Here is a 24,656-nt window from a genome sequence, read left to right on the forward strand (position 1 = left end):
GCAATGAATTGCGCCGCTTCAATGTGTGCTCTTGGTAATTAGCCTTACAAGATAAGTCGTTAACGCAAATTAGTTTGGCGGATTATGGGTGGCGTACAGCGGCCATGACTCAAACAGATAACCATCGAAATCGATATCATCAACGTCTGAGAACTCCAGCAGCCGCTGTTTCACATTTTCAAGGTGTTGCCACATCGCCAGCTTGGCGGCGCGCGCGTCTTTTTTGATCAGCGTCGCGAGGATCTTTTTATGATCGTCGAGCCACTGTTTGCGGTAATCGTTGTTGACCAGATGGCGATGCAGTTGGCTCCACATCACGTTATCTTCACGCCACTGCCAGGATTGCTTAAACAGCTCAACCAGCATGCTGTTGTGGGTGGCTTCGGCAATCGCCAGATGGAAATTGCGATCGCCGTTTTCACTTTGGTTGACCGCACCCGACGCCAGCTCTTTCTCTTCCAGCTCCAGCGCCTGGCGCATCTTCATGATGTCTTCACGCGTCGCCTGCAGCGCGGCGAACTCGGCAATATTGCTCTCCAGCAGCTGACGCGCCTGCAACATCTCGAACGGCCCGGCATCGTTGCTGGCTTTGTGAAGCGAAACAGGTTGCTGCGGCGAATCGTGAATCACATAGATGCCCGCACCGCGACGTACCTCAATTAATCCTTCCAGCTCCAGCATAATCAGCGCTTCACGCACCAGCGTACGCGTCACATTCAGTAGCGCGGCGAGTTCGCGCTCCGGCGGCAGTCGTTCGCCCACCGCATACTGCTTCTGCGTGATCATCTGGCGGAGCATTTCCCCGACTTCCTGATAAGGGCGCTGTGCTGAAGTTTGAGTTTTCATCGTGCTCTTTTCTGTGTGTTAAAGGATTCACAATCTCTGATACAGCCTCACTCAGAGACGCGCACTATAGCATAGCGAATAAGAATCGGCCTGGTCACGGCGTGCAGTGACCAGGCCACCATCACTGGGCTTTCAGCGCGAAATAGCGTTCGGCATTGTTGAAGCAGATGTCGCGCAGCATGTTGCCGAGCATCGGCTCATCGTGCGGCACAATGCCGTCTTTTACCCACTGCGCCAGCAGATTGCACAGAATACGGCGGAAGTATTCGTGGCGCGTGTAGGAGAGGAAGCTGCGTGAATCGGTCAGCATACCGACAAACTGGCTGAGCAAGCCGATTTGCGACAGTTGCTCCAGTTGACGCAGCATGCCGTCGTGCTGATCGTTGAACCACCAGCCTGAACCGAACTGCACCTTGCCAGCAATACCCGCGCCCTGGAAGTTGCCCGCCATAGTAGCCAGCACTTCGTTATCGCGCGGATTGAGGCAATAGAGAATGGTTTTCGGCAGCTGATCGTTGAGGTCCATCGCATCCAGCAGGCGCGCCAGCGGCCAGGCAATATTGTTATCGCCAATCGAATCAAACCCGCTGTCTGGCCCGAGCTGGCGGAACATGCGTGTGCTGTTATTACGAATCGCGCCGATGTGCAGCTGCATTACCCAGCCGCGCCGCGCATATTCGCTGCCGAGCCACACCAACACCGCGCTGCTGAACTGGGCGATTTCCAATTCATCCAGCGCATCGCCACGGCGACGTTTCGCCAAAATCGTATCGAGCACGCGGTCGTCCGGCACCGGCGCAAAGCGCAGGGTTTCAATACCGTGATCTGAGGCGCGACAACCGTGGGCGGAGAAGTGGTCAAGGCGTCGTAACATCGCGCGGCGTAGCGCCTCGAAGCTGTCGATGGCGACATCGGCGGCGGCTTCCAGACGAGCAAGATAGTCGACAAAACCCTCCAGCTCGATTTTGAAGACCTTGTCCGGACGCCAGCTCGGCGCAACGTCAATATCAAAGCTGCGGTCATCGGCGATTTGACGGTGATAGTGCAGTGAATCAACCGGATCGTCGGTGGTGCCGACCATGCGCACCTTCATCTGGCGCATGATGCCGCGCGCGGAAAATTCCGGCGTCGCCAGCTGTTCCGCGCAGCGCTGCCAGATCGCAGGCGCGGTGTCCGGGCCAAACAGCGTATCGGTGATGCCAAACGGGCGCCGCAGTTCAAGGTGCGTCCAGTGATAGAGCGGGTTACCGAGGGTTTTTGGCACCGTTTGCGCCCAGGCGAGATACTTGTCGTAGTCGCTGGTGTTCTTGCCGGTAATCAACGACTCATCGACGCCCGCGGCGCGCAGCGCGCGCCATTTGTAGTGATCGCCTTCCAGCCAGATTTGGCCGAGGTTGGCGAAGCGACGATCTTCAGCAATCTCCTGAGGATTGAGGTGACAGTGATAATCGTAGATTGGCATATCCGAAGCGAAGTCGTGGTACAAGCGCCGCGCGATGTCGCTCTGCAGCAGAAAATCTTCATCCATAAAGCGCATTATTGGGCTTCCTGAGCAAAATAGGCGCGGTGGATCGCCAGTTCGACGCCGCGAATTTCCGCCAATCCTTTCAGGCGACCAATCGCCGAGTAGCCGGGATTGGTTTTCTTCTTCAGGTCATCCAGCATCTGGTGGCCGTGGTCGGGACGCATCGGAATCAAATCCGGCTGTCCTGCGGCTTTACGTCGCTGTTCCTCTTCGGCAATCGCTTTGATCACCGCAAACATATCGACATCGCCACCCAAATGCGCGGCTTCGTGGAAGCTGTTGGGGTTCTCTTCCCGCTTGGTGGAGCGCAGATGCGCGAAGTAGATGCGTGGGCCGAAGCGCTTGACCATGCCGGCTAAATCATTCTCTGCCAGCACGCCGTACGAGCCGGTACACATGGTGAAACCGTTGGCGGGGCTGCTGACGGTATCGATCATCCATTGCAGATCGTCGGCGTTGGAAACGATGCGCGGTAAGCCGAGAATTGGGCGTGGCGGATCGTCCGGATGTACCGCCATGCGTACGCCCACTTCTTCCGCAACCGCGACAATGGCGCGCAGGAAGGTGGCAAAATTCTCTCGCAGCTCGGCCTTACCGATACCTTGATAACGCGCCAGCTGGGCGCGGAATTGATCCAGCGTGTAGCCTTCCTCCGCACCCGGCAAACCGGCGATGATGTTGCGCATCAGGCGGTTACGGTGCTCTTCACTCATCGTTGCAAAGCGTTCAGCAGCCTCGGCGATCTCTTGCGCACTGTAATCCTGCTCCGCGCCGGGACGCTGCAGAATGTGCAGTTCAAACACCGCGAACTCAATCTGATCAAAACGCAGGGCTTTCGCGCCATCCGGCAGCAGATATTCGAGATCGGTGCGCGTCCAGTCAAGGATCGGCATGAAGTTGTAGCACACGGTTTTAATGCCGCACTGCGCCAGGTTGCGCAGCGACTGCTGATAATTGCTGATCCAGTGCTGGCAGCGGCCGCTGCCGGTTTTAATCTCTTCATGAATCGGCACGCTCTCCACCACCGACCACACCAAACCGGCGGCTTCCACCAGCGCCTTGCGCTGCATGATTTCGTCGACTGACCACACTTCGCCATTAGGGATGTGGTGCAGTGCGGTGACGATGCCGGTTGCGCCCGCCTGGCGCGCATCGGCCAGAGAGACAGGATCGTTGGGGCCGTACCAGCGCCAGGTCTGCTTCATGTTGTTACCTCACTCACTATTGGTTGACCAATATTCTTTATTAGCGCATTACATCAGATAATAACTACGCGATTCCGGATTAAAACTCTGCTCTTTACGGGGTTAAGTCAACCTGGTAAGTGATTTTGGTTAACCAGATCACATTTGCGACATCAATCTGGCGACCACTTTTCGCAACTGTGGTTCACTCCTGGCGGATGGTTAGAAATGACTCACTAACGGAGAATCAGATGAACCGCAGTTTAAACCCAGGGATAACCGCCGCAGGCACCAAACGCACCTTGCGCAATCTGCGCTGGTGGGTATTGGTGCTGTTCTTAGCAGGCGTCACGGTCAACTACATCACCCGTAACTCGTTGGGCTTGCTGGCACCGGAGCTCAAAACCAGCCTCAACATCACCACCGAACAATATTCCTGGATCGTCGGCGCATTCCAGCTGGCGTATACCTTCTTTCAACCGATTTGCGGCTGGCTGATCGACGTTATTGGCCTGAAAGTCGGCTTCCTGATCTGCGCCACCATTTGGGCCGTCGCCTGTTTGTTCCACGCTGGCGCGGCCAATTGGGTGCATCTGGCTATCCTGCGTTTTGTCATGGGCGGCGCTGAAGCAGCAGCCACGCCCGCTAACGCCAAAGTGATTGGCGAATGGTTCCCGAAAAAAGAGCGTCCTATCGCCGCCGGATGGGCGGGGGTGGGCTTCTCGCTTGGCGCGATGCTGGCACCCCCGATTATCTACTTTGCGCACGCTTCCTTTGGCTGGCAGGGCGCGTTCCTGTTCACCGGCTGCCTGGCGTTGGGTTGGGTGGTGCTGTGGTGGTTGTTCTATCGCGATCCGGAGCAGCATCCCAATCTGCAGGCCTCGGAACTGGAATTTATTCGTCAGGATAACGAACCGCCAGCAGTGAAACTGCCGTTCTTCACCGCGCTGAAAACCGTGTCGAAAAACAAACGTTTTTACGGCATCGCCATTCCCGCCTTTATGGCTGAACCTGCCTGGGGCGTGCTGAGCTTCTGGGTGCCGCTCTATCTGGCGAAAGAGCTGGGTATGGATCTGAAGCAGATTGCTATGTTCGCCTGGCTGCCGTTCCTCGCCGCCGATTTAGGCAGCGCGGCCAGCGGCTATCTGACGCGGCTCTACACCAAAATCTTTGGTTTTACCCAGGTTAATTCCGTGGTGGCGAGTTCGGTGACGGGCGCTTTCCTGATGCTGTCGCTGGCGCTGGTCGCGGTGACTAAAGATCCTTATGTAGCGATTGCGCTGATCTCGATTGGTGGTTTCGGCCATCAGATCATCTCCTGCATGCTGAGCGCGCTGGTGGTGGAGAAGTTTGATAAAGGCCAGATGGCCACCGTCAACGGCATGCGCGGCTCGTTCGCCTGGATCTCCAGCTTCCTGTTCTCACTACTGATCGGCGTTACCGCCGACACCATTGGCTTTAATCCGCTGTTTGTCGCCATGGGCTTCTTCGACCTGATTGGCGCCGTATTCCTGATTGCTTTTATTGCTGAACGTCGCGCCCAGCGCGCATGAAAAAGTAGGTAACGATGAAAACGTTAAAAAATTGGTCATTAGCCGGTTCCGATGCACACCACGTGGCGTTAACCGTCGACGGCAAACACACGCTGTGTCTGTATGTGCTGGAAACGGGCATGTTCCGCGTGGCGGTTAAACGTCATGGCGCATACAGCCTCGATCGCACCTGGAGCATCGCGCCACAAAGTGATGTGCCGTGGGAAGGGCGTCAGCGTGACAGCCTGGCCGGATTCACCTTGCCATCGTTCACGCTGGAAGAAGAGGGCGACACGCTGGTGGTGGCCACCGATAAGCTGCGGGTGATCGTCCATCAACCGCTGGCGCTGGAGTGGCAATATTGCGACAGCCACGGCGCATGGCAGCTGCTGACCTGCGACCGTCCAACCAGCGCTTATCAAATCAACGCGCACGGCGATGGCGTGGCGCACTATCAGTGCCGCATGAACGACGATCGCTATTATGGTCTGGGCGAGAAAACCGGTGATTTGCAGCGTAATGGCCAGCGCTATGAGATGCGTAACCTTGATGCGATGGGCTACAACGCGGCCTCCACCGATCCGCTGTACAAGCATGTGCCGTTTACCATCACCCGTCGTACCGATGTTAGCTTTGGTCTCTATTACGATAACCTCAGCAGCAGCTGGTTTGATCTGGGTAATGAACTCGATAACTATCACCAACCGTATCGCCGCTGGCAGGCGGAAAGCGGTGATATCGACTATTACCTGTTTGTCGGTGACAAGGTGCTGGATGTCACCAAAGCCTTCGTGCGTCTCACAGGTAAAACGCTGTTCGGCCCGAAATGGAGCCTTGGCTACAGCGGTTCAACCATGCATTACACCGATGCGCCGGATGCGCAACATCAGCTGATGAACTTCATCCGCCTGTGCGAAGAGCACGATATTCCGTGCGATTCATTCCAGCTCTCGTCCGGCTACACCTCGATTAACAACAAGCGCTACGTGTTCAACTGGAACTACGACAAAGTGCCGCAGCCGGAGGTGATGAGCCAGGCGTTTCACGACGCCGGCTTGCGCCTCGCCGCCAATATCAAACCGTGCCTGTTACAGGATCATCCGCGTTATAACGAAGTGGCGGAACAAGGGCTGTTTATCCGTGACTCCGAAGAAGATGCGCCTGAACGTTCGGTGTTCTGGGATGACGAAGGTTCACATCTCGATTTTACCCATCCGCAAGCCGTCGCCTGGTGGCAGGAAAACGTCACCAAACAGCTGCTGGAAAAGGGCATCGATTCCACCTGGAACGATAATAACGAATATGAAGTGTGGGACGGCGAAGCGCGTTGCCACGGTTTCGGCACGCCAATTGCCATCAAACACATTCGCCCGGTGATGCCGCTGCTGATGATGCGCGCCTCGATGGAAGCGCAACAGCGCTTCGCGCCGGAAAAACGTCCTTTCCTGATTTCCCGTTCGGGTTGCGCCGGGATGCAGCGCTATGTGCAAACCTGGAGCGGCGATAACCGCACCAACTGGACCACGTTGCGTTACAACATCCGCATGGGATTGGGTATGAGCCTGTCCGGTTTGTACAACGTGGGACACGACGTCGGTGGCTTCTCCGGCGATAAACCAGATCCAGAACTGTTTGTGCGCTGGGTACAAAACGGCGTGATGCATCCGCGTTTCACCATTCACTCGTGGAATGACGATCACACCGTCAATGAACCCTGGATGTATCCGGCGGCTACGCCTGCGATCCGCGCTGCGATTGAACTGCGTTATCGTCTGCTGCCTTACCTCTATACGTTACTGTGGCAGGCGCATGCTGACGATGAACCGATGCTGCGTCCGACTTTCCTCGATCATGAACAGGATGCGCAGACGTTCGCCGAGTGCGATGAGTTTATGCTGGGCCGCGATCTGCTGGTGGCCAGCGTGGTCGAACCCGGCCAGCGCGAGCGTCGTCTGTGGCTGCCCGACAACCAAACTGGCTGGTATGACTTCGCTACCCAGCAATGGTTCAGCGGCGGTCAATGGATCACGCTGGCGGCTCCGCTGGAAACCCAGCCGATGCTGGTGCGTGCCGGAGCGGGCTTACCGCTCAGCGAGCGCCTGCGTCATGTTGACACTAAAACTGACGATCGCCGCACCTTGCAGCTGTTCCCGCTGAAAGGCAAAGGGGTTAGCCACGGTGTGCTGTTTGAGGATGATGGCGAAAGCTGGGCTTATCAGCAGGGCAATGCGCTGTGGCTCAACTGGAAAATGCGCAGCGATGCTGAGGCGATTCACCTTAACTTCCAGCGCAAAGGTAGCTTCCAGCCAGCCTGGCAGACGCTGAAGATTATGCTGCCGCCGGGTGAACAGCGTCAGCTGTTTATTGATGGCGTGGCGGTGGATAAGGCGCAGGCAGAAGCGGTGTTAGCGGATATTGCTGCGGAGTAATCGGTCGCCCTGAATGGCGGCACAACATCGATGTTGTATTTGTAGGGTGCGCATTCATGCGCACCTGGAATAAAGCAGAGAGATCAGTTGATTAACCCTTTCGCCCGCGCCAAAAAAAACGCGGTAACCGTTGTCGCATCGCTGATCTTTCCTGCCAGAATCAATTCAAGAAATGCGTCGATTTTAATTTTCTTCGCGGTTAATCCCACCTCTTCCGCATCCAGATTTTGCCCCTGATTCGCCATGCACATTTTCTGAATTAGCGCGCCATCGCCTGTTTTAGGGCGTTTAGAAAAACCGTGACGCGCGTTGGCAGGTGCCGTGCGGTGGGAAACAGCGCCCAGACGCCGAGAAGCTGCGGTTGGGCATCTCGCAAGGTAATCTCAGTCAGTTCACCTGCCGCCAACTCTTGCTGCACATCCCACGCAGAGAGCTGGGCGATGCCGCTGCCCGCCACGCACAAAGTACGCACGCCTTCCACATTGCTGCCGCTAAAACGGCCCTCAACGCTGACACTGGAAATATGGTCGTCGACTATAAAACTCCATTGCGGCACGCCGGATAAGCGCAGGCAGTTATGCTGATGCAAATCGGCCAGCAGTTTTGGCGTGCCAAAGCGCGCCAGATAGTCTGGAGAAGCACAGAGCACGCGCGGATTGTCCGCCAGCCGCTGCGCGACTAAGCGCGAATCCCGCAGCGGGGCGATGCGAATGGCGACATCGTAGCCCAGCCCAATAATATCGGTGACGTTATCGCTGAGCTGGAAATCGATCTTCAGTTCGGGATTCTCCGCCATCAGCGCGGGCAGCAACGGAATAATGGTGCGGCGGCCAAAACCAGAAGGTGCGGTGATGCGCAGCTGGCCGGTGGCGCCCTGTTTATTCGGCGAGAACAGATTGCGCGCGCTCTGTTCGGTTTCCGTCAGGGTTTTGGCGTAAGGCAGAAACTCTTCACCTTCATCTGTTAACGCAATGGCGCGGGTGGTGCGATGCAGCAGGCGCACGCCGAGATCTTCTTCCAGCGAGGCGAGTCGGCGTGAGACCGTCATCGGCGTGGTGTTCAGTCGCCGCGCGGCCTGAGTCAAGCTGCGCGTCTGGGTGACCATCAGGAACACCTCAACATCTTTTGAGTTCATTGTAACGATTTCCGTTATACAGACGTATCATCATCGGCCATTTTTGTCCCTGTGGCGACCGAATATACTGCGCTCTGTAGATAATCCGCATCCAGAGAGCAATATGAGTGATAAACATCTTTTTCAGAGCGGCACACTGAATCGGCTGGCGCTGAAGAATCGCATTATGGTGGCGCCCATGACGCGCATCTCCGCCAGCGTTGACGGCATACCAGGCGAACGTATGCAGCACTACTATCAGCGCTTCGTGCGCGGCGGCTTCAGCGCCATCATCACCGAAGGCATCTATATCGATGAAGCCTGGTCGCAAACCTATGCGTTTCAGGCGGGGCTGATTAACGCTAAACAGAGCGCCGGCTGGCGCGCGATCACCGATCGGGTGCATCAGCATGGCGGCAAAATCATTGCGCAGTTGATGCATGCTGGGGCGATATCGCAGGGCAACATCTATCGACCGGACACGCTCGCGCCCTCAGCGGTGCAGCCGCGCGGGGAACAACTCGGTTTCTATCACGGTCATGGCGCCTATCCGCTGCCACGCGAAATGAATGAAGAGCAGATCCAGCAGGTGATCGACAGCTTTGCGCACACTGCGGCGCGGGCAATCGGCGAAGCGGGTTTTGATGGCATCGAAATTCATGGCGCTAACGGCTATCTGCTTGACCAGTTCTTTACCGATTACACTAATCAGCGCAGCGATCGCTGGGGCGGCGATATCGTGGCGCGTTTGTCTCTGACGTTGGCGGTGATTGCCGCGGTGCGCCAGCGCGTAGGCAAGGATGTTACGCTGGGAATTCGCCTCTCACAGGGCAAAGTGAATGATTTTCATCACAAATGGCGGGAAGGCGAAGCGGGCGCGCGCCTGGTATTCGCCGCGATTGCTGAGGCCGGCGTGGATTATCTGCATCTGACTGAATATGACGCGCTGCAACCGGCGTTTGCCGATTCGCCGCTGTCACTGGTGCAAATTGCGCGTCAGGCGGCACCGAAATTGCCGATTATCGCCAATGGCGCGTTAAGTGATGCCAGCACGGCGGCGCAGGCGCTGGAGCAGGGCGCGGATTATGTGTCGATAGGCAAAAGCGCGCTAGCCAATCCCGACTGGCCGATGCGTATTCGTGATGGCGTGGCACTGCGCGCATTTGATAAAAATCTGCTGGCGCCATCGGCGGGTGTGAAAAACTGCGAATTGGTTTAACGCTGAAAGGGCGCTGATGGGTGAATGGGTCGCCATGAATGGCGTAATGCCGATCAGTTAAGCGCCGTATCAAATCACCGCACCTTCCGTAGCGGCGCGATTTATCGCGCGATAAATTGCGCCGCTACAATGTGTGCTCTCGATAATTAAGGGTTTTCATGTCTCAACTGACGAGCATTACGCCATGAATGGCGACCACACGATTATTGCGCAAAAGCCCACGTCAGTTTGCCATTGTCAGAGACCAGCTTCTCCAGCTTCTTCTCGTTCACTTTCTTACGTGCGCCTAACCGATCCGCCGTCAGCGGGCCGCTATCGCTGTGCGCAATTACCGTGTCTTTCGGCACGCTGGTCATCTTCTCAGCGATGGTTTCCAGCGCTTTGGCGTAACCGCTGCGATTGTTGAGGTCATAGTTCTTCAGCGGCAGCTGCGTTTCCAGCCATTTGCCCCAGTAGAACTCGAGGAACGGCGGCGGATTCTGCTCCTTCTCAAAGCCAATATCGCGCACGAAATAGACCAGCGAGCGATATTCATCATTCTGCATATGCTGGCGGCCCAACTCTTTCGGCAGCGCATCCGGTTTAATTTTGCCAGCAGGCGTATCCAGCCATACCAGATGTGCCTTTTCCATTTTTTGCCAAAAGGCGGACATGGTTTTCAGGCTGCGGAAGTCATCGGTGATGCGCACCTGCACCGGCGTGTTAAGACCGGCGATATCGGCGAAATTGCTGAAAGTATGATGACCATCGGTGAGGTACAACACGTTATCCGGCGCAATCACCGCCGTTTTCATCGGCCCCGGTTCGCTGCCGACCGGCGCTTTACAGCTGAAGCTGCTGGGCTGCGAGAGACGTGATTTACTGTCAAATTTATCAACGCCTTTCTGCCCCATGCTTTCGCAATAATCATCGAACAGCTTTTTCGGTTCGGCTTCATAACGATGCTGTTTGTAATCCAGCTGACGATAGCCAATCGCAGCCTGCGTCGGATGGAGTTGCGCTAACTGGACTTGCACAATATCACCGGCTTTGATGTCGGCGGGCAGCGCGGCGGATGCCTGTCCGGCTGACCATAACAGCGCCAGTATTGACCACGGTGTTCTCATTCCTTTTCCTCAAATCGCCAGAAACAGATACGCACAATAGCATTAGTGTCATTTTGCCGCTGTAGTGTTGTCGCTCGCGGTTGCCCAGTCGCAACCGGTCATCCAGACATCTGACCACACGGAGCTTTGATTATGGCACTTGCTGCTTTGCAACCGACAAAACTGCAACACACTGTTATCGATCCCAGCGTGCGCATGCGCGAAACCCAGATTGGCGCGCAATGTGAAGTGCTGGCCGAAACCTATATCGAATACAGCGAACTGGGCGACTTCTCCTATCTGGGAGAGCATTGCTGCGTCGCCGATGCGCAAATCGGACGCTTTACCGCCATTGCCAATCATGTACGGATTGGCGCACCCAATCATCCGATGGATCGCGCCTCGCAGCACCGTTTCACCTACTGTCCGGAATACTACGATGCGCAGGCGGAACGCGATAATGGCTTCTTTGCTGACCGTCGCGCCGATCGCGTGATTATTGGCAATGATGTGTGGATTGGGCATGGCGTGATCGTACTGCCGGGGGTGGCGGTGGGTGACGGCGCGGTGCTGGCGGCCGGTGCGGTGGTGACGAAAGATGTGCCGCCATACACCATTGTCGGTGGCGTGCCAGCCAAAGTGATCCGTGCACGTTTCGCGGCGGATATTGCCGCGCAGCTGCAGGCGATTGCCTGGTGGAACTGGCCGCTGGAGAAGCTGATGGCGAATCTGGCCGATTTCCAGTCCTCCGATCTCCGCGCATTTTGCCAGCGGCACGGCAGCTAACCGCGCTGCAAGCGCCATTTGTCGTCGCAGCGAATCTCAAGTAAACTCAAAATACCCTGTTTTTGAGATTGCCTGAGATGAAGCTGCGCCGCCCACCCGCTCAACTTATTGATTTGCTGAGTATCAGTGAGATTAATTCGCTCCTCGCCAGTCATGCCGAGTGGGATGAGCGCTATCTGCATTTCGATGAGTTATATCGTCGTGTCAGTGATAGTCAGACGCGTGAGAAAGTGTGGAGCGCACTGAAATTCAAGCGCCGCAGCAGCGCGCAGCACTTCGTGATCGCCGATCAAACCGTGACCTGTAATCTTACGGCCAAAATCACGGCGGCGATGTCGATGGTTGATCGTATGACCTTTGCGCGCAACGGCGAACCAACGAATGAGGACGCGGCTTCTTACCTGATGTCACAGCTGATCATGGAAGAGGCGATTTCATCCAGCCAGTTGGAAGGCTCGGCGACCACCTCGCGCGTGGCGATGGAGTTGCTGGCGGTGGGGCGTGCACCGCGCAACGAAGATGAAAGCATGATCATGGGCAACTGGCGCTTGATGCAGCACATTGCCACGCTGGGTGACGCGCCGCTGACGCGCGCCGATATTCTGGAAATTCATCACATCGCCTGCGCCGGCATTAATGATGAAAAATATCGGCCCGGCGCCGTGCGCGACAATAACGATGTGTTTGTTGCCGGGCGCGACGGCGAAATCATTCATCAGCCGCCGGATTATCAGCGGCTCAATAGCCTGCTGGACGCGTTATGCGCCGAAGTTGCCTGGCTGGAGCAGCAGGGCACGCATCCTTTGCTGGTGGCCTGCGTGATGCACTTTGCTATCGGCTACATTCACCCGTTCAATGATGGCAACGGGCGCACCGCACGCGGGCTGTTCTACCATCATCTGATTCGTCACGGTTACAGCGCGTTCCGCTACATCTCCATCAGCAAGCTGTTGAAAGCCGCGGCGGTAAAGTACGGCATTTCCTATCTTTACAGCGAAACTGATGAGATGGATCTGACCTATTTCGTGCAGTTTCAATGCGAAGTGGTGATGCGCGCGGTGACTGCCTTCACCGAGCAAATCGCCACGCTGCATAAAGAGCGGGAACGTTTAGTGACGTGGGTGGAAGAGCATATGACTTTAGCCAAAGGTGAGCTGGATATCATGGCCATCGCGCTGAATGCGCCGGGTTCGTTACTCAGCTCTGCCGGGATTAAATCGCGGCTCGGCATCGCGGATAACACCGCGCGTGCGCGCCTGAAAAACCTCACCGAACAGGGATTGTTGCGTCCACTAAAGGAGGGGAAAGGAACGGTGTACCAGGCGCCTGTTTCACTGCGCAAGCTGCAGGAGTGGCTGAAAAAGCGCGAAGGGTAACAGCGTTATCGCAAGCAATCTCAAAATACCCTGTTTTTGCGATTACTTGCGATGTGGATTAGATCGGCGGATGCATTACCATCGCCGATAGCACCGCTTCCTGCGGCAACCCAACATGCAGCAAAATCTGCTGGCGATAATGATCGTCGGCGTCGCGCGCATCGTCGCTGAGTAACACGCCCACTTCATTGACGTTCTTGCCAGCCACCTGCACCTTGTCACGCGCGGCACTGCGCATCCATTCGTACTCGATATCAATGTGGCCGGTATCAATGCAGCGAATGCCATGCTGGCTGAGATCGTAAGCCAGCACCGTGGCGGTGGGGCCGAGCGACATCAGCACCATATCGTAATCGCGCGCGTGTGCCAGCACCGAGCTGTAGAGATCGTTGTAGACCGAGAAGGCGTTGCGATTGAGCGTGGTGATGCGTTTAATCTCCCGCGCGCCATCGAGCAGATCGTTACCGATGCCGAGACGCGTGCCGCTGCCTTCCACAATTAATATCTTTTTATCGCTGAACAGCTGCTTGAACTTATTAAACACGCGAACCGCCTGCTGCTTGTCGTTATAATCGTGATAGGGACGCGTAACGGAGGTGTTGCCGTAGCGGTAATCTTTCTTTAATAAGGTTTCATAATGGCGAAAATAAAATGCTTTATGAAAAAACCAGAATAGGGCCGAACCAAAACGCATATTCGCGGTGCCGCGAAAGGCATCGGGCATACATAATAAACACGGATTCTTCGGCTGACTTCCGCGCCGTAATATCTCTTTTAGGCGAATAGAGAGTCGTTCATCGAAAGATTGAAAACCGATATTTTTGAACAAGGTCATTTCCAGTTCGCCGTCGCCATAGCGGCTTACGGAGAGATTGTGGTTGCTGAGCAGCAGGTCAATGGTCTGTTCAGGCGACATCACCTGATATTGCCGGGCTCGCGCATTGGCAACCGGAAACTTAAAAGCAGCGTGTGTGAGTTTAAAAGGAAAACGTAATTTACGATAAAAGAAATCTGCGCTGATCATCATAACCTTCTTTTTATTAGCGGCCTTGCCGCAGAGCAGTTACGTGATTTATATCACGCTTAATCCGGGATAACAGGCTGAGGAAACTCTCAAAAAGTCATTGCGGCGCAATGGCTAATCAATTTAAAAAAGATTAAATGAAGAGGGGGTAAATAAAACTGTAATAAAACCGCACTTATTCGCGCTGCTATGATAATTGTTGCCAGGAATAATCGCAGCAGCGCATTAATGATTAATTAAGTTATTTCAATTGATGACGAAAGGTTAAAGCGATTTTCCGGCTTTACTAAGCCTAAACGATCGCGCAGCGTGCCCGGTTGATAGTCGCTGCGGAAGACGCCCGCAGCCTGCAGGCGCGGGACAATCTGTTCGAGGAAGCGATCTTCGTTCTCGTCAATGTAGGCGGGCAGAATGACAAAACCGTCGCAGGCCTGATGCTGATACCAGTCAATCATCTGCTGCGCAATGCTATCCGCTGTGCCGGTCGGCGCCGGGAACGACAAGCTCTCGGCGTAGCGTTTCGCCATCTCGCCCAGCGTCAGGTTCTGCTCAATGGCGCTGGCGATCACATACTGAAAACGGCCTTTGCTGCCGGTGATCTTTTCACGCAGGTCAGGCACCGGCCCGTCAATGGGGTACTGCGACAGATCGATATTCATGCTGGCCGAAACAAAGCTGAGGCCCGATTCCACGGTAATCAATGATTTCAGGTACGCCGCACGCTCCTCGGCATCGCGCTGCGTATTGCCGACAATCGGCACCATGCCGGGCAGAATGCGCAGTTGATCGGGCTGACGCTGATACTGCAGCGCACGCTGTTTCAGGGTTTGATAAAACTGCTGCGCGCGTTCCCGATTGGGTTGCACCACAAACAGCACTTCCGCCTGTTGCGCCGCCAGATCGATAAAGGCTTCTGATACGCCAGCCTGAATCACCACCGGATGGCCTTGCGGCGGACGCGGCAGATTAAGCGGTCCCTGCACGTTGAAAGATTCACCCTGATGATCAAGCCTATGGAAGCGTGCCGGGTCGGCAAAGTGCGCCTGCGCTTTATCCAGAATCAGCGCGTCCTCTTCAAAGCTGTCCCACAGCGCTTTCATGACATCAATAAATTCGGCCGCGCGGCGATAGCGATCTTCATGGCTGAAGTGCTCGCTGCGACCAAAGTTGCGCGCTTCGGCGTGGCTCAGCGAGGTAACCACGTTCCACGCTGCGCGCCCGCCGCTAATATGGTCGATGTTTGCCAGCTGACGCGCGGTGGTGTAAGGCACCGAATAGGAGGAGGAAACCGTGCCGCCGAGGCCGATGTGGTCAGTCACCGCCGCCAGCGCGGCTAATAATGTTAAGGGTTCAGACCAGCCAACCTGACGATGCTGCACGGTGTGCGCCAGATGTTCGCCGTAAACATCATCAATCGCCAGCTTGTCCGCGACAAAAATCATGTCCAGCTTCGCGTCTTCGGCGCGCTGCGCGATTTTGCGGTACAGCGGCCAGTTACTGCCGCCGGTCGCAGCTGAATCGGGATGGCGCCAGCCGCCCTGATGAATGCCGGAGTCGAGGTAGAGCGCCAGGTTCATCATGGCTTGGCGGCTCCGTTGGCGTTAAAGAAGGAGGCATCCACCAGCTTGTCGGCTTTTAAGCCGGGTTTGATCAGGCCGCCGCGGGTGAAGGTATCAATCGCCAGCTGCTGGCGTTTCTCCACCAACGCGTAATCCTCTACCGGCGCGTTGTTTTCACGCTGCACTTTACTCAGCGCCACCGCATCTGGCAGACGCAGCAGTTTGGCGATCTCGCTGGCGTAGGCTTGTGGATGCGCCACGCCCCACGCACGTGCGCGAATCAGGCGCTCGCGGAAGTCCGTGAGCTGCTCACGCTTGCTGGCGATGGCGCTATCGGTCGCCACCAGATAGTTTGAAACCGGCGAATTTTTGCCGTCGATGGCGATGCGATCGCCGGACTGCGCCACGGCAAAGGACACATAAGGTTCCCAGGTTGCCACCGCATCCACCGCGCCATTATCCAGCGCCAGCGTCGCTTCCGACGGCGTGGTGAAGACAAAATTGACGCTGTCGTCGGGCAAACCCGCTTCGTGCAGCGCATTCAGCACCATGTTTTGCCCGGCCGATCCTTTTACCGTCGCCACTTTCTTGCCTTTCAGGTCGGCGATGCTGTGCAGGGCGCTGTCCTTTTTCACCAGGATGGCATTGCCGAGATATTGCGATGCCTGAATGGCGCGGATCTGCGCGCCTGCGGCCACGGCAAACGACAGCGGACCATCGCCGACTAAGCCGGCATCCAGATGCTGGGAGTTGAGCGACTCCAGCAGCGGCGCAGCGTTGGGGAACTCATACCATTTGATTTCATACGGCACATTGTTGAGCTCGCCAGCGGCGGACATCACCGCGCGGGCATTGCCTTTTTGATCGCCGACGATCAGTGGGTTAGTGGCAGCGTGAGAAGTCACCGCGAGGAGCAACAATGAGCTGGCTAATAAAGTGATTTTCATAACGTTTCCCGGGTAAAAAAGAAAACAGCGTAAGTTTTCTACTACAGCGGACGTAGTAACAAATCTGCGCAAGGTTATGTCTCAGGCGCAAATGCCCCCAAATCGCGCATCCTCGCCATTTTTGTTATCAAAAAATGCGAATTTTCCTCACTAATGATTAATTCTCTCAACGAAAATGAAACGTGATTTCAGTCACACATTGAACCAGGCGGTAGCTGGCAGCCATTAGCCAAACTACATTCATTAGCGGAGCTAACGACACACCTCGCAACGGGTTTTTACTAAACGGTAACGTAAGTTAAAATTCTGTTGATTTTATGTGGGGTTATTTTTGAGGTTTTTCGATGAATATGGTTGAGGGATTAGCATGGTTAACAAATTAACCAGTATCGTGCTCGCGATTCTGGCGATTGCCTTGCTGTACATGGGCGGCAAGCTGTTGATGCTGGGCGGCAGCGCCTTCTATGCGCTGATGGCGGTGGGATTACTTATCACCGCAATATTACTGTTCCGCAACCAGCGCAGCGCGCTGGCGCTTTATGCGGTGCTGATGTGGATTACGCTCGCCTGGATTATCTGGGAAGTGGGCTTTGATAAATGGCAGTGGATCCCACGCGGTGACCTGTTCGGCGTGATCGGCCTGTGGCTGGCGATGCCGTGGGTGGTGAAGCCGCTGTATCGCGGTGAACGCCGTTTCCACGCCTTCCTCGGCGGCACCGTGATTATCATGATCGTGGTGGTGATTGGTCTGTGCTTCTACGATCCGGTTCCGCAGCAAGGCACCATCAGCAATGCCCGCGAGCAAAACAGCGAGCAGGGCGCCGCTAACGACTGGACCGCGTACGGTGGTTCGTCTGACGGCCTGCGTTTCTCGGCGCTGAATCAGATCAGCAAAGACAACGTCAAAAACCTCGAAGTTGCATGGACCTATCACACCGGTGATTTGCGCCAGGATGCGGATGCCACCGAATACACCTTCGAAGCTACGCCGCTGAAAGCCAACGGTATGCTGTATTTCTGTACGCCGCATAACGAAGTGCATGCGCTTGATCCGGAAACCGGCGCGGTGAAGTGGAAATTTACGCCAAATAAAGACCGCTCTTACCTGCAGCAGCATCAGACCTGTCGCGGCGTAAGCTACTACGAAGAAACTCCGGTTGCCGCACAGGATAGCGCCGCGAATCCGGCCATCTGCCGTAAGCGTATCTTTAACGCCACCACCGATGCGCAGCTGATTGCGCTGGATGCCGATACCGGTAAACCGTGCGCAGATTTCGGTCAGAACGGTGTGGTTGATCTGCACGCCAACATGGGTGAAGTACGTCCACATGCGCTGATGCAAACCGCAGCACCGCTGGTGGCGGGCAAGCTGGTGATCGTTGGCGGTTCCGTGATGGATAACGGCTTCAACAGCGGCAACCCGTCAGGCGTGATCCGTGCCTATGACGTGCAAAGCGGTCGTCTGGTGTGGAACTTTGATCCGGCTAACCCGGATAACACCGCGCCAATTGCTGCCGGTCAAAACTACCCGCAGGACACGCCAGTGGCGTGGGGCACATTGAGTGCTGACCTGAAAAATGGCCTAGTCTATGTGCCGTTTGGTAACGCTTCACCGGATGAAGTGGGCATTGAACGCGATCCGAACAGCAACACCGAGAAGTTCCGTGATGCGCTGGTGGCGCTGGATCTGCAAACCGGTGCGTTCAAATGGCGCTATCAGAGCTCCAACCACGATCTGTGGGACCGCGATAATCCGTCACAGCCTTCGTTGGTGGACATCGATTATCAAGGCCAGAAGCAGCCTGTGGTGATCCTGCCGACCAAAACCGGCAACCTGTTTGTGCTGAACCGTCTTACCGGCCAGCCGGTGTATCCGGTGAACCAGGTGAAGGTTTCTACTGAAGGTGGCGTAGCGGGTGAGAAATTTGCGTCGACTCAGCCGGTTTCCAGCCTGAACTTCATCCCGCAGCCGTTGACCGAGAAGTCAATGTGGGGCATCACGCCGTTTGACCAGATGTCATGCCGCATGGATTTCCGTAGCCTGCGCTATGATGGCAATCCGTGGACGCCAGCAACGGAAGGCGGTTCACTGATCTTCCCTGGCAACATTGGTGTGTTCAACTGGGGTTCTGTTGCGGTTGATCCGCAGCGTCAAATGCTGATTGCCGCGCCAGTGCGCCTGGCCTACAAGTACAACCTGATCAAACGCACCGAGCAGACCGCCACCGAGCGCCTGTTCACCAAAGATGGCACGCCATACTGGAACGAAAACTTCCACGGTGACTACGCGATCCATATCCAGCAGATGGCGTCAGGCCTCGGCATTCCCTGTGTTGCGCCGCCTTGGGGCCGCATGGTGGGCGTGGATCTGAAGACCGGTAAAACCGAATGGCTGCGCCGCGTGGGCGTCACCAAAAACCTGAAGACCAGCTTCCTGCCTGGCCGCTTCCCCATCGGCTTCCCGATGGGCATGGTGGCGCACGGTGGTCCATTGCTGACCGCAGGGGATTTGGTGTTCCACGGTGCAACAGCGGATAACTTCTTCCGCGCCTACGACAGCACCACCGGCGAGCTGCTGTGGCAGACCGAGCTGAGTGCCGGTGCGCAAGCCACGCCGTCTACCTTTATGGGTAAAGACGGTAAGCAGTACGTGGTGATTGCCGCAGGCGGTCACGGTTCGCTTGGCACCCAGGCGGGTGACAGCGTTGTGGCATTCCGTTTGAAGTAATCGCTGTAAAATAGAATAAGGCGCCCGCTGTGGCGCCTTTTTTTGTTTTTGTCAGGTTATATTGAACCTCCGTGAAAGACGCCACTGATAAGGAACTGTATGACTATCGCCTGCCTGCATACCGCTGCCAGTAATATCGCTATTTTCGATGATGCCGCGCACTCATTGGGCATGAGCAACGGCGCACTGAGTCATATCGTGATGCCGCATTTGCTGGCGGAAGCGGAGCTGACCGGTGGCATGACCGCTTCTCAGCAGCAAAAGCTGGAACAGCTGTTACGCAGCCTGACGCCGTGGTTCGACGCAATTCTGATTACCTGCTCGACGCTGGGTCCGGTCGCCGATGATTTTAACGCTGAAGGGCATGATTGCCCGGTGTATCGCACCGATCGCATGCTGGCCGATGAAGTGCACCGTTTGCCGGGTAAATCTCTGGTGCTGTGTGCGGCGGAATCCACGCTGGCGGCGACGCGCGCGCTGTTTTGCCCAGCGACGCTGCCGGTGGAACAGCATCCTGTTGTGCAGCTGATTCCTGGCGCATGGGCGGCGTTCAAAGCGGGTCATCAGGATGCGTATATGCAGATGATTGCGCAAGCGGTGGCAGACGGGAAGCAGCAGGGCGCGGATCATGTGGCGCTGGCCCAGGTTTCCATGGCGGCGGCGTCCAGGCTGTTTAGCGCCGATAGTCAGCCGTTAACCAGCCCGCAGCTGGCGTTAAAGGTGGTACATAATTTTTCGTAGGGTGCGCATGCAAGACCGCGCATCGGGTTAACGTTTACTTTCATGTAAATAATAATCATTTGCATTAATACTTATTACTCATTATCGTTAGCAACACTTTGTAACCTATCGCGATTTAACCCCTAAAAATCCTCAATCAAAGGGGACGCTATTCTGCTGTCGCTTTTCAGGAGCGCTCTTTTCATTTTCCTGACATACGCCCACATCCGCGATTTGGTAGACTCACGATTGAGAATGAACGTTCACTACAGGATTATTCATGAAGAATTTTCAGCGCACGGTCATCGCCGGGCTGGTGTTATTGCTCGCCGCCTGTGACCAAAATAGCGCCCCGCCAGCGGGCGACATGACCACCGAAGTTGGCGTGAAAACGCTGCAAACCGAGTCGGTGACGCTCGATAGCCAACTCACCGGACGCGTGGTGGGCAGCATGGTGTCGGAAGTGCGTCCGCAGGTGGACGGTATCATCCAGAAGCGCCTGTTTACCGAAGGCGACGAAGTCAAAGCCGGTCAGGTGCTGTATCAAATCGATGCAGCCAGCTATCAGGCCAGCTACGATCAGGCCGTTGCGCAGTTGAAAAATGCGCAGGCGTTAGTGAAAAGCAGCCAGTTAAAATCCGCGCGCTATAGCGCGCTGGTGAAAGAGAATGGCGTATCGCGTCAGGATGCCGACGATGCGCTGGCAACCTATCAACAGAACGTGGCGTCGGTTGATCAATATCGTGCCGCCGTCGAAAGCGCCCGCATCAACCTCAACTACACGCAAATCAAAGCACCGATTTCTGGCCGCATCGGCATCTCGTCAGTGACGCCGGGCGCGCTGGTGACCTCGGCGCAAACCACGGCGCTGGCGACCATTCGCGCGCTCGATCCGATCTATGTCGATCTCACGCAATCCAGCGTGCAACTGCTGAAACTGAAGCGTCAGCAGGCTTCCCTCCAGCAGAGCAGCGATGTGGTGCCAGTAACGGTAAAACTGGAAGACGGCAGCAATTACGATCATCCCGGCAAGCTGGAACTGACTGAAGTGGCGGTTGATGAAGCCACCGGAACCGTTACGCTGCGCGCTATTTTCCCTAATCCGCAGCATGAATTGTTGCCGGGCATGTATGTGCGCGCCAGCGTCACTAACGGCGTTAAAAAGGATGCGATTCTGGCCCCGCAGCAGGGCATCACGCGTGATGCTAAGGGCAACGCCACGGCGCTGGTGGTGGATAACGAGAACAAAGTGCAAAGCCGGGAAGTGGTGACCGATCGGGTTATCGGCAACACCTGGCTGGTGACCAGCGGTTTAAACAGCGGCGACAAGCTGATTGTCGAAGGCACCGCCAAAGTGCAGGCCGGGATGACGGTAAAAGCAGTTGAAGTGACGCCAAACAGCGCCCGCAGCGGAGGCCAGTAATTATGTTGGCTCAGTTCTTTATTCGCCGCCCGGTATTCGCCTGGGTGATTGCCATCTGCATCATGATGTTTGGCGTGCTCAGCATTAAAAGCCTGCCGATTGCGCAATATCCCGACGTCGCACCGCCGCAGATCAGTATTCAGGCCACTTACACCGGCGCGTCGGCGGAAACGCTGGAAAGCAGCGTCACGCAGGTGATCGAGCAGCAGCTCACCGGCCTCGACGGCTTGCTTTATTTCGATTCCACCAGCACCGCCTCAACCGGCCAGGTAAAAATCAGCGTCACTTTCCAGCAGGGCACCGATCCGGATATTGCGCAGGTGCAGGTGCAGAACAAAGTGCAGCAGGCCGAAAGCCGCTTGCCGACGTCCGTTACCACGCAAGGCGTGACGGTGGAGAAGGCGCAAAGCGACTTCCTGCTGATTCTGGCGCTGTACGATAAAACCAACCAAAGCACCTCGGCCGATGTGGCGGACTACATGGTCAGCAACATGGAAGATACGCTGGCGCGCGTGCCGGGCGTCGGTAGCGTGCAGGTGTTTGGTGCCGAATACGCCATGCGCATCTGGCTCGATCCCGCCAAACTCGCCTCCTTTTCGCTGATGCCGTCCGATGTGACCAGCGCGCTGGAGAGCCAGAATACCCAGGTTTCCTCCGGTCAGCTGGGCGCGCAACCGGCCAGCAAAGAGCAGCAGCTGGTGGCGACCGTGCGTTCGCGTTCACGTCTGCAAACGCCGGAACAGTTCCGCAATATCGTGTTGAAAAGCCAAAGCGACGGCTCGGTGGTGCATCTGAGTGATGTGGCACGCGTGGAAATGGGTGACGAGGATTACAGCGCCAACGTGCTGGCGAACGGTCATCCGGCTTCAGGGATTGCGGTGCAACTGGCGTCCGGCGCCAATGCGCTTTCAACCGCCGAACAGGTGAAAGCCACCATCGACGAGTTCCGCAGCAGCATGCCGCCGGGCTATGAAGTGGCGTATCCGCTCGACAGCACCGACTTCGTGAAAATCTCGATTGAAGAGGTGGTGAAAACCCTGATCGAGGCGGTGATTCTGGTGGTGATCGTGATGTTCGTGTTTCTGCAGAACATCCGCACCACGCTGATTCCGGCGATTGCCGTGCCGGTGGTGTTGCTGGGAACCTTTGGCGTGCTGTCACTGTTCGGGTACTCGATCAACACCTTAACCATGTTCGGCATGGTGCTCGCCATCGGGCTGTTAGTGGATGACGCAATCGTGGTGGTGGAGAACGTCGAACGTGTGATGCGCGAAGAGGGTTTGCCGCCGCGTCAGGCCACTGAGAAATCGATGAAAGAGATCACCGGCGCGCTGATTGGTATCGCGCTGGTGCTGTCGGCGGTGTTTCTGCCGATGACCTTCTTTAGCGGCTCAACCGGCGTTATCTATCGTCAGTTCTCCATCACCATTGTGTCATCGATGGTGCTGTCGGTGATCGTGGCGTTAACGTTGACGCCGGCGTTGTGCGCCACGCTGCTCAAACCGCACAACGAAGAAGGCGGCCAAAAGGGCTTTTTCGGCTGGTTCAATCGCAGCTACGAGCGCGTGCAGGCGCGTTATCACAACGGCGTGGGTCATGTGCTGCACAGTTCGGTGCGCTATCTGCTGCTCTACGCGGTGCTGCTGATCGGTTGCGCGGTGCTGTATATGCGTTTGCCGACCGGCTTCCTGCCGACTGAGGATCAGGGCTATATCATGGTGCAATACCAGCTGGCACCGGGCGCGACGGAAAACCGCACCAGCGCGGTTCGTCGTCAGGTGCAGGAATACTTCGCCACCAAAGAAAAAGACAACATCAACGTCAGTATGCTGGTGAATGGCTTCAGTTTTGCCGGCAGCGGCCAGAACGCCGGGATTGGCTTTATCTCGCTGAAGAACTGGAGCGAGCGTAAAGGTGCTGAAAACAGTGCCGATGCCATTGCCGCGCGTGCCATGGCCAATCTTGCCAGCATTCGTGATGCGCAGATCTTCGTGCTGTCGCCGCCGTCGGTGTCCGGTTTAGGGCAGTCAGACGGATTCACCTTTGAGCTGCAGGCGCGTGGTGCCACCGGGCGCGATCAGCTACTGCAAATGCGCAATCAGCTGATTGCTGAAGCCAATCAGGATCCGCTGCTCAGCGCGGTGCGTGCCAACACCTTGCCGGATTTGCCGCAGCTGCAGGTCAATATCGACGATGAAAAAGCGCAGTCGCTGGGTCTCACCATCAGCGACATCAACGACACGCTCAGCGCGGCGATTGGCGGCAGCTACATCAACGACTTCACCGATCGTGGCCGCGTGAAGAAGGTTTACATGCAGGGCGATCAGCAGTTCCGCAGCAAGCCGGAAGATATCGATCGCTGGTACGTGCGCGGCAGCGATAGCAACAGCAATACCACCATGGTGCCGTTTGCGTCGTTTGCCTCCTCAGAGTGGGCGTACGGCCCGGATGTGCTGTCTCGTTATAACGGCCTCGCGTCCTACGAAATCGAAGGTTCGGCGGCGGCCGGCAAGAGTTCCGGGGATGCGATCAGCGCGATGGAAAAACTGGCGGCGAAGCTGCCGGCGGGCACCACTTTTGCGTGGAGCGGCTTGTCCTATCAGGAAAAACTCTCCGGCAACCAGGCGATGTCGCTGTATGGCATCTCGCTGATTGTGGTGTTCCTGTGCCTGGCGGCGTTGTATGAAAGCTGGTCGGTGCCGTTCTCGGTGATGATGGTGGTGCCGCTCGGGGTGATCGGCTCGCTGCTGGCGATCAGCCTGCGCGGGCTGGAAAACGACGTCTACTTCCAGGTGGCGCTGTTAACCATCATTGGCTTGTCGGCGAAGAACGCGATTCTGATCGTTGAGTTCGCCGAAGACAATTACCGCAAAGGGGAAAGCTTGGTGAAGGCGGCGACGCACGCGGCATCGATGCGCCTGCGGCCCATCATTATGACTTCGCTGGCATTTACCGCTGGCGTATTGCCGCTGGCGATTTCCACCGGCGCGGGCGCCAACAGCCGTATTGCGATTGGTACCGGTATTATTGGCGGCACGCTGACCGCTACCTTGCTGGCAATCTTCTTTGTACCGCTGTTCTTTGTTCTGGTGCGTCGCGTGTTCCCGGCGATACCGCATGACGATAATCATGCATCTGTGCCCAAGGCGGGGGAATAAC

Annotated in this window: 18 protein-coding genes; 9 read left to right on the forward strand and 9 right to left on the reverse strand. The window is 56.3% G+C overall.

Annotated features, from left to right (window positions below; genetic code table 11):
* Nucleotides 1–69: 69 nt before the first annotated feature.
* The 3 genes from uxuR to uxuA all read right to left on the reverse strand — a co-directional run bounded on the left by uxuR (nt 70) and on the right by uxuA (nt 3,576).
* Nucleotides 70–846 (reverse strand): Uxu operon transcriptional regulator, encoded by a 777-nt coding sequence (gene uxuR, locus ACYAC5_RS09460; RefSeq protein ID WP_137385745.1) that lies wholly within the window; start codon nt 844–846, stop codon nt 70–72.
* Nucleotides 847–967: 121 nt separating this feature from the next.
* The gene (gene uxaC / locus ACYAC5_RS09465) at nt 968–2,386 is read right to left on the reverse strand and encodes a glucuronate isomerase (RefSeq protein ID WP_462062964.1); all 1,419 of its coding nucleotides are present in this window, start codon (nt 2,384–2,386) and stop codon (nt 968–970) included.
* Nucleotides 2,383–3,576, reverse strand: a complete 1,194-nt coding sequence (gene uxuA / locus ACYAC5_RS09470) for a mannonate dehydratase (RefSeq protein WP_462062886.1) — start codon at nt 3,574–3,576, stop codon at nt 2,383–2,385. Before uxuA ends, uxaC begins: the two co-directional genes overlap by 4 nt.
* A gap of 230 nt (nt 3,577–3,806) precedes the next feature.
* On the opposite strand from uxuA, the gene ACYAC5_RS09475 reads away from it, so the two are divergent.
* The gene (locus tag ACYAC5_RS09475) at nt 3,807–5,108 is read left to right on the forward strand and encodes an MFS transporter (RefSeq protein ID WP_280172796.1); all 1,302 of its coding nucleotides are present in this window, start codon (nt 3,807–3,809) and stop codon (nt 5,106–5,108) included.
* A 14-nt stretch (nt 5,109–5,122) separates the two neighbouring features.
* On the forward strand, nt 5,123–7,516 hold the full coding sequence (locus ACYAC5_RS09480) for a glycoside hydrolase family 31 protein (protein WP_462062887.1): 2,394 nt from the start codon (nt 5,123–5,125) through the stop codon (nt 7,514–7,516).
* An 83-nt stretch (nt 7,517–7,599) separates the two neighbouring features.
* On the opposite strand, the gene ACYAC5_RS09485 is transcribed toward ACYAC5_RS09480, so the two are convergent.
* Together ACYAC5_RS09485 and ACYAC5_RS09490 are read right to left on the reverse strand one after the other, a co-directional pair.
* Nucleotides 7,600–7,761 (reverse strand): hypothetical protein, encoded by a 162-nt coding sequence (locus tag ACYAC5_RS09485; RefSeq protein ID WP_462062888.1) that lies wholly within the window; start codon nt 7,759–7,761, stop codon nt 7,600–7,602.
* 14 nt (nt 7,762–7,775) lie between these two features.
* A complete protein-coding gene (locus ACYAC5_RS09490; RefSeq protein WP_137385749.1) occupies nt 7,776–8,651 on the reverse strand; it encodes a LysR family transcriptional regulator in 876 nt (291 codons plus the stop codon).
* A gap of 103 nt (nt 8,652–8,754) precedes the next feature.
* On the opposite strand from ACYAC5_RS09490, the gene ACYAC5_RS09495 reads away from it, so the two are divergent.
* The gene (locus tag ACYAC5_RS09495) at nt 8,755–9,849 is read left to right on the forward strand and encodes an oxidoreductase (protein WP_462062889.1); all 1,095 of its coding nucleotides are present in this window, start codon (nt 8,755–8,757) and stop codon (nt 9,847–9,849) included.
* Nucleotides 9,850–10,052: 203 nt separating this feature from the next.
* On the opposite strand, the gene ACYAC5_RS09500 is transcribed toward ACYAC5_RS09495, so the two are convergent.
* Entirely contained in the window at nt 10,053–10,955 is a 903-nt protein-coding gene (locus ACYAC5_RS09500) for a ParB/Srx family N-terminal domain-containing protein (RefSeq protein ID WP_462062890.1), read from the reverse strand.
* A 132-nt stretch (nt 10,956–11,087) separates the two neighbouring features.
* On the opposite strand from ACYAC5_RS09500, the gene ACYAC5_RS09505 reads away from it, so the two are divergent.
* Both ACYAC5_RS09505 and ACYAC5_RS09510 read left to right on the forward strand, forming a co-directional pair.
* Nucleotides 11,088–11,720 carry a DapH/DapD/GlmU-related protein gene (locus ACYAC5_RS09505; RefSeq protein WP_462062891.1) on the forward strand — a complete coding sequence of 211 codons (633 nt, stop codon included), beginning with the start codon at nt 11,088–11,090 and terminating at the stop codon, nt 11,718–11,720.
* Nucleotides 11,721–11,797: 77 nt separating this feature from the next.
* Nucleotides 11,798–13,096: a Fic family protein gene (locus ACYAC5_RS09510; RefSeq protein ID WP_462062892.1), complete on the forward strand. Its 1,299-nt coding sequence runs from the start codon at nt 11,798–11,800 to the stop codon at nt 13,094–13,096.
* Between the two features lie 58 nt (nt 13,097–13,154).
* Here ACYAC5_RS09510 and ACYAC5_RS09515 read toward each other — a convergent pair whose 3' ends face one another.
* The 3 genes from ACYAC5_RS09515 to ACYAC5_RS09525 all read right to left on the reverse strand — a co-directional run bounded on the left by ACYAC5_RS09515 (nt 13,155) and on the right by ACYAC5_RS09525 (nt 16,626).
* Entirely contained in the window at nt 13,155–14,120 is a 966-nt protein-coding gene (locus tag ACYAC5_RS09515) for a GT-D fold domain-containing glycosyltransferase (protein ID WP_462062966.1), read from the reverse strand.
* A 236-nt stretch (nt 14,121–14,356) separates the two neighbouring features.
* Nucleotides 14,357–15,700, reverse strand: coding sequence for an NtaA/DmoA family FMN-dependent monooxygenase (locus ACYAC5_RS09520; protein ID WP_462062893.1), 1,344 nt, complete (start codon nt 15,698–15,700; stop codon nt 14,357–14,359).
* Nucleotides 15,697–16,626 (reverse strand): ABC transporter substrate-binding protein, encoded by a 930-nt coding sequence (locus ACYAC5_RS09525; RefSeq protein WP_280172803.1) that lies wholly within the window; start codon nt 16,624–16,626, stop codon nt 15,697–15,699. Before ACYAC5_RS09525 ends, ACYAC5_RS09520 begins: the two co-directional genes overlap by 4 nt.
* Before the next feature lie 367 nt (nt 16,627–16,993).
* Here ACYAC5_RS09525 and ACYAC5_RS09530 point away from each other — a divergent pair, with 367 nt between their 5' ends.
* The 4 genes from ACYAC5_RS09530 (at nt 16,994) to ACYAC5_RS09545 (ending at nt 24,655) form a co-directional block, all read left to right on the forward strand.
* On the forward strand, nt 16,994–19,354 hold the full coding sequence (locus tag ACYAC5_RS09530; RefSeq protein ID WP_462062895.1) for a membrane-bound PQQ-dependent dehydrogenase, glucose/quinate/shikimate family: 2,361 nt from the start codon (nt 16,994–16,996) through the stop codon (nt 19,352–19,354).
* A gap of 99 nt (nt 19,355–19,453) precedes the next feature.
* Entirely contained in the window at nt 19,454–20,095 is a 642-nt protein-coding gene (locus ACYAC5_RS09535; protein WP_462062896.1) for a glutamate racemase, read from the forward strand.
* A gap of 259 nt (nt 20,096–20,354) precedes the next feature.
* Nucleotides 20,355–21,497, forward strand: a complete 1,143-nt coding sequence (locus ACYAC5_RS09540) for an efflux RND transporter periplasmic adaptor subunit (protein ID WP_462062897.1) — start codon at nt 20,355–20,357, stop codon at nt 21,495–21,497.
* A gap of 2 nt (nt 21,498–21,499) precedes the next feature.
* Nucleotides 21,500–24,655, forward strand: coding sequence for an efflux RND transporter permease subunit (locus tag ACYAC5_RS09545; RefSeq protein WP_462062898.1), 3,156 nt, complete (start codon nt 21,500–21,502; stop codon nt 24,653–24,655).
* Nucleotide 24,656 lies beyond the last annotated feature (1 nt).

It is taken from the genome of Pantoea sp. y20 (genome assembly GCF_054903455.1).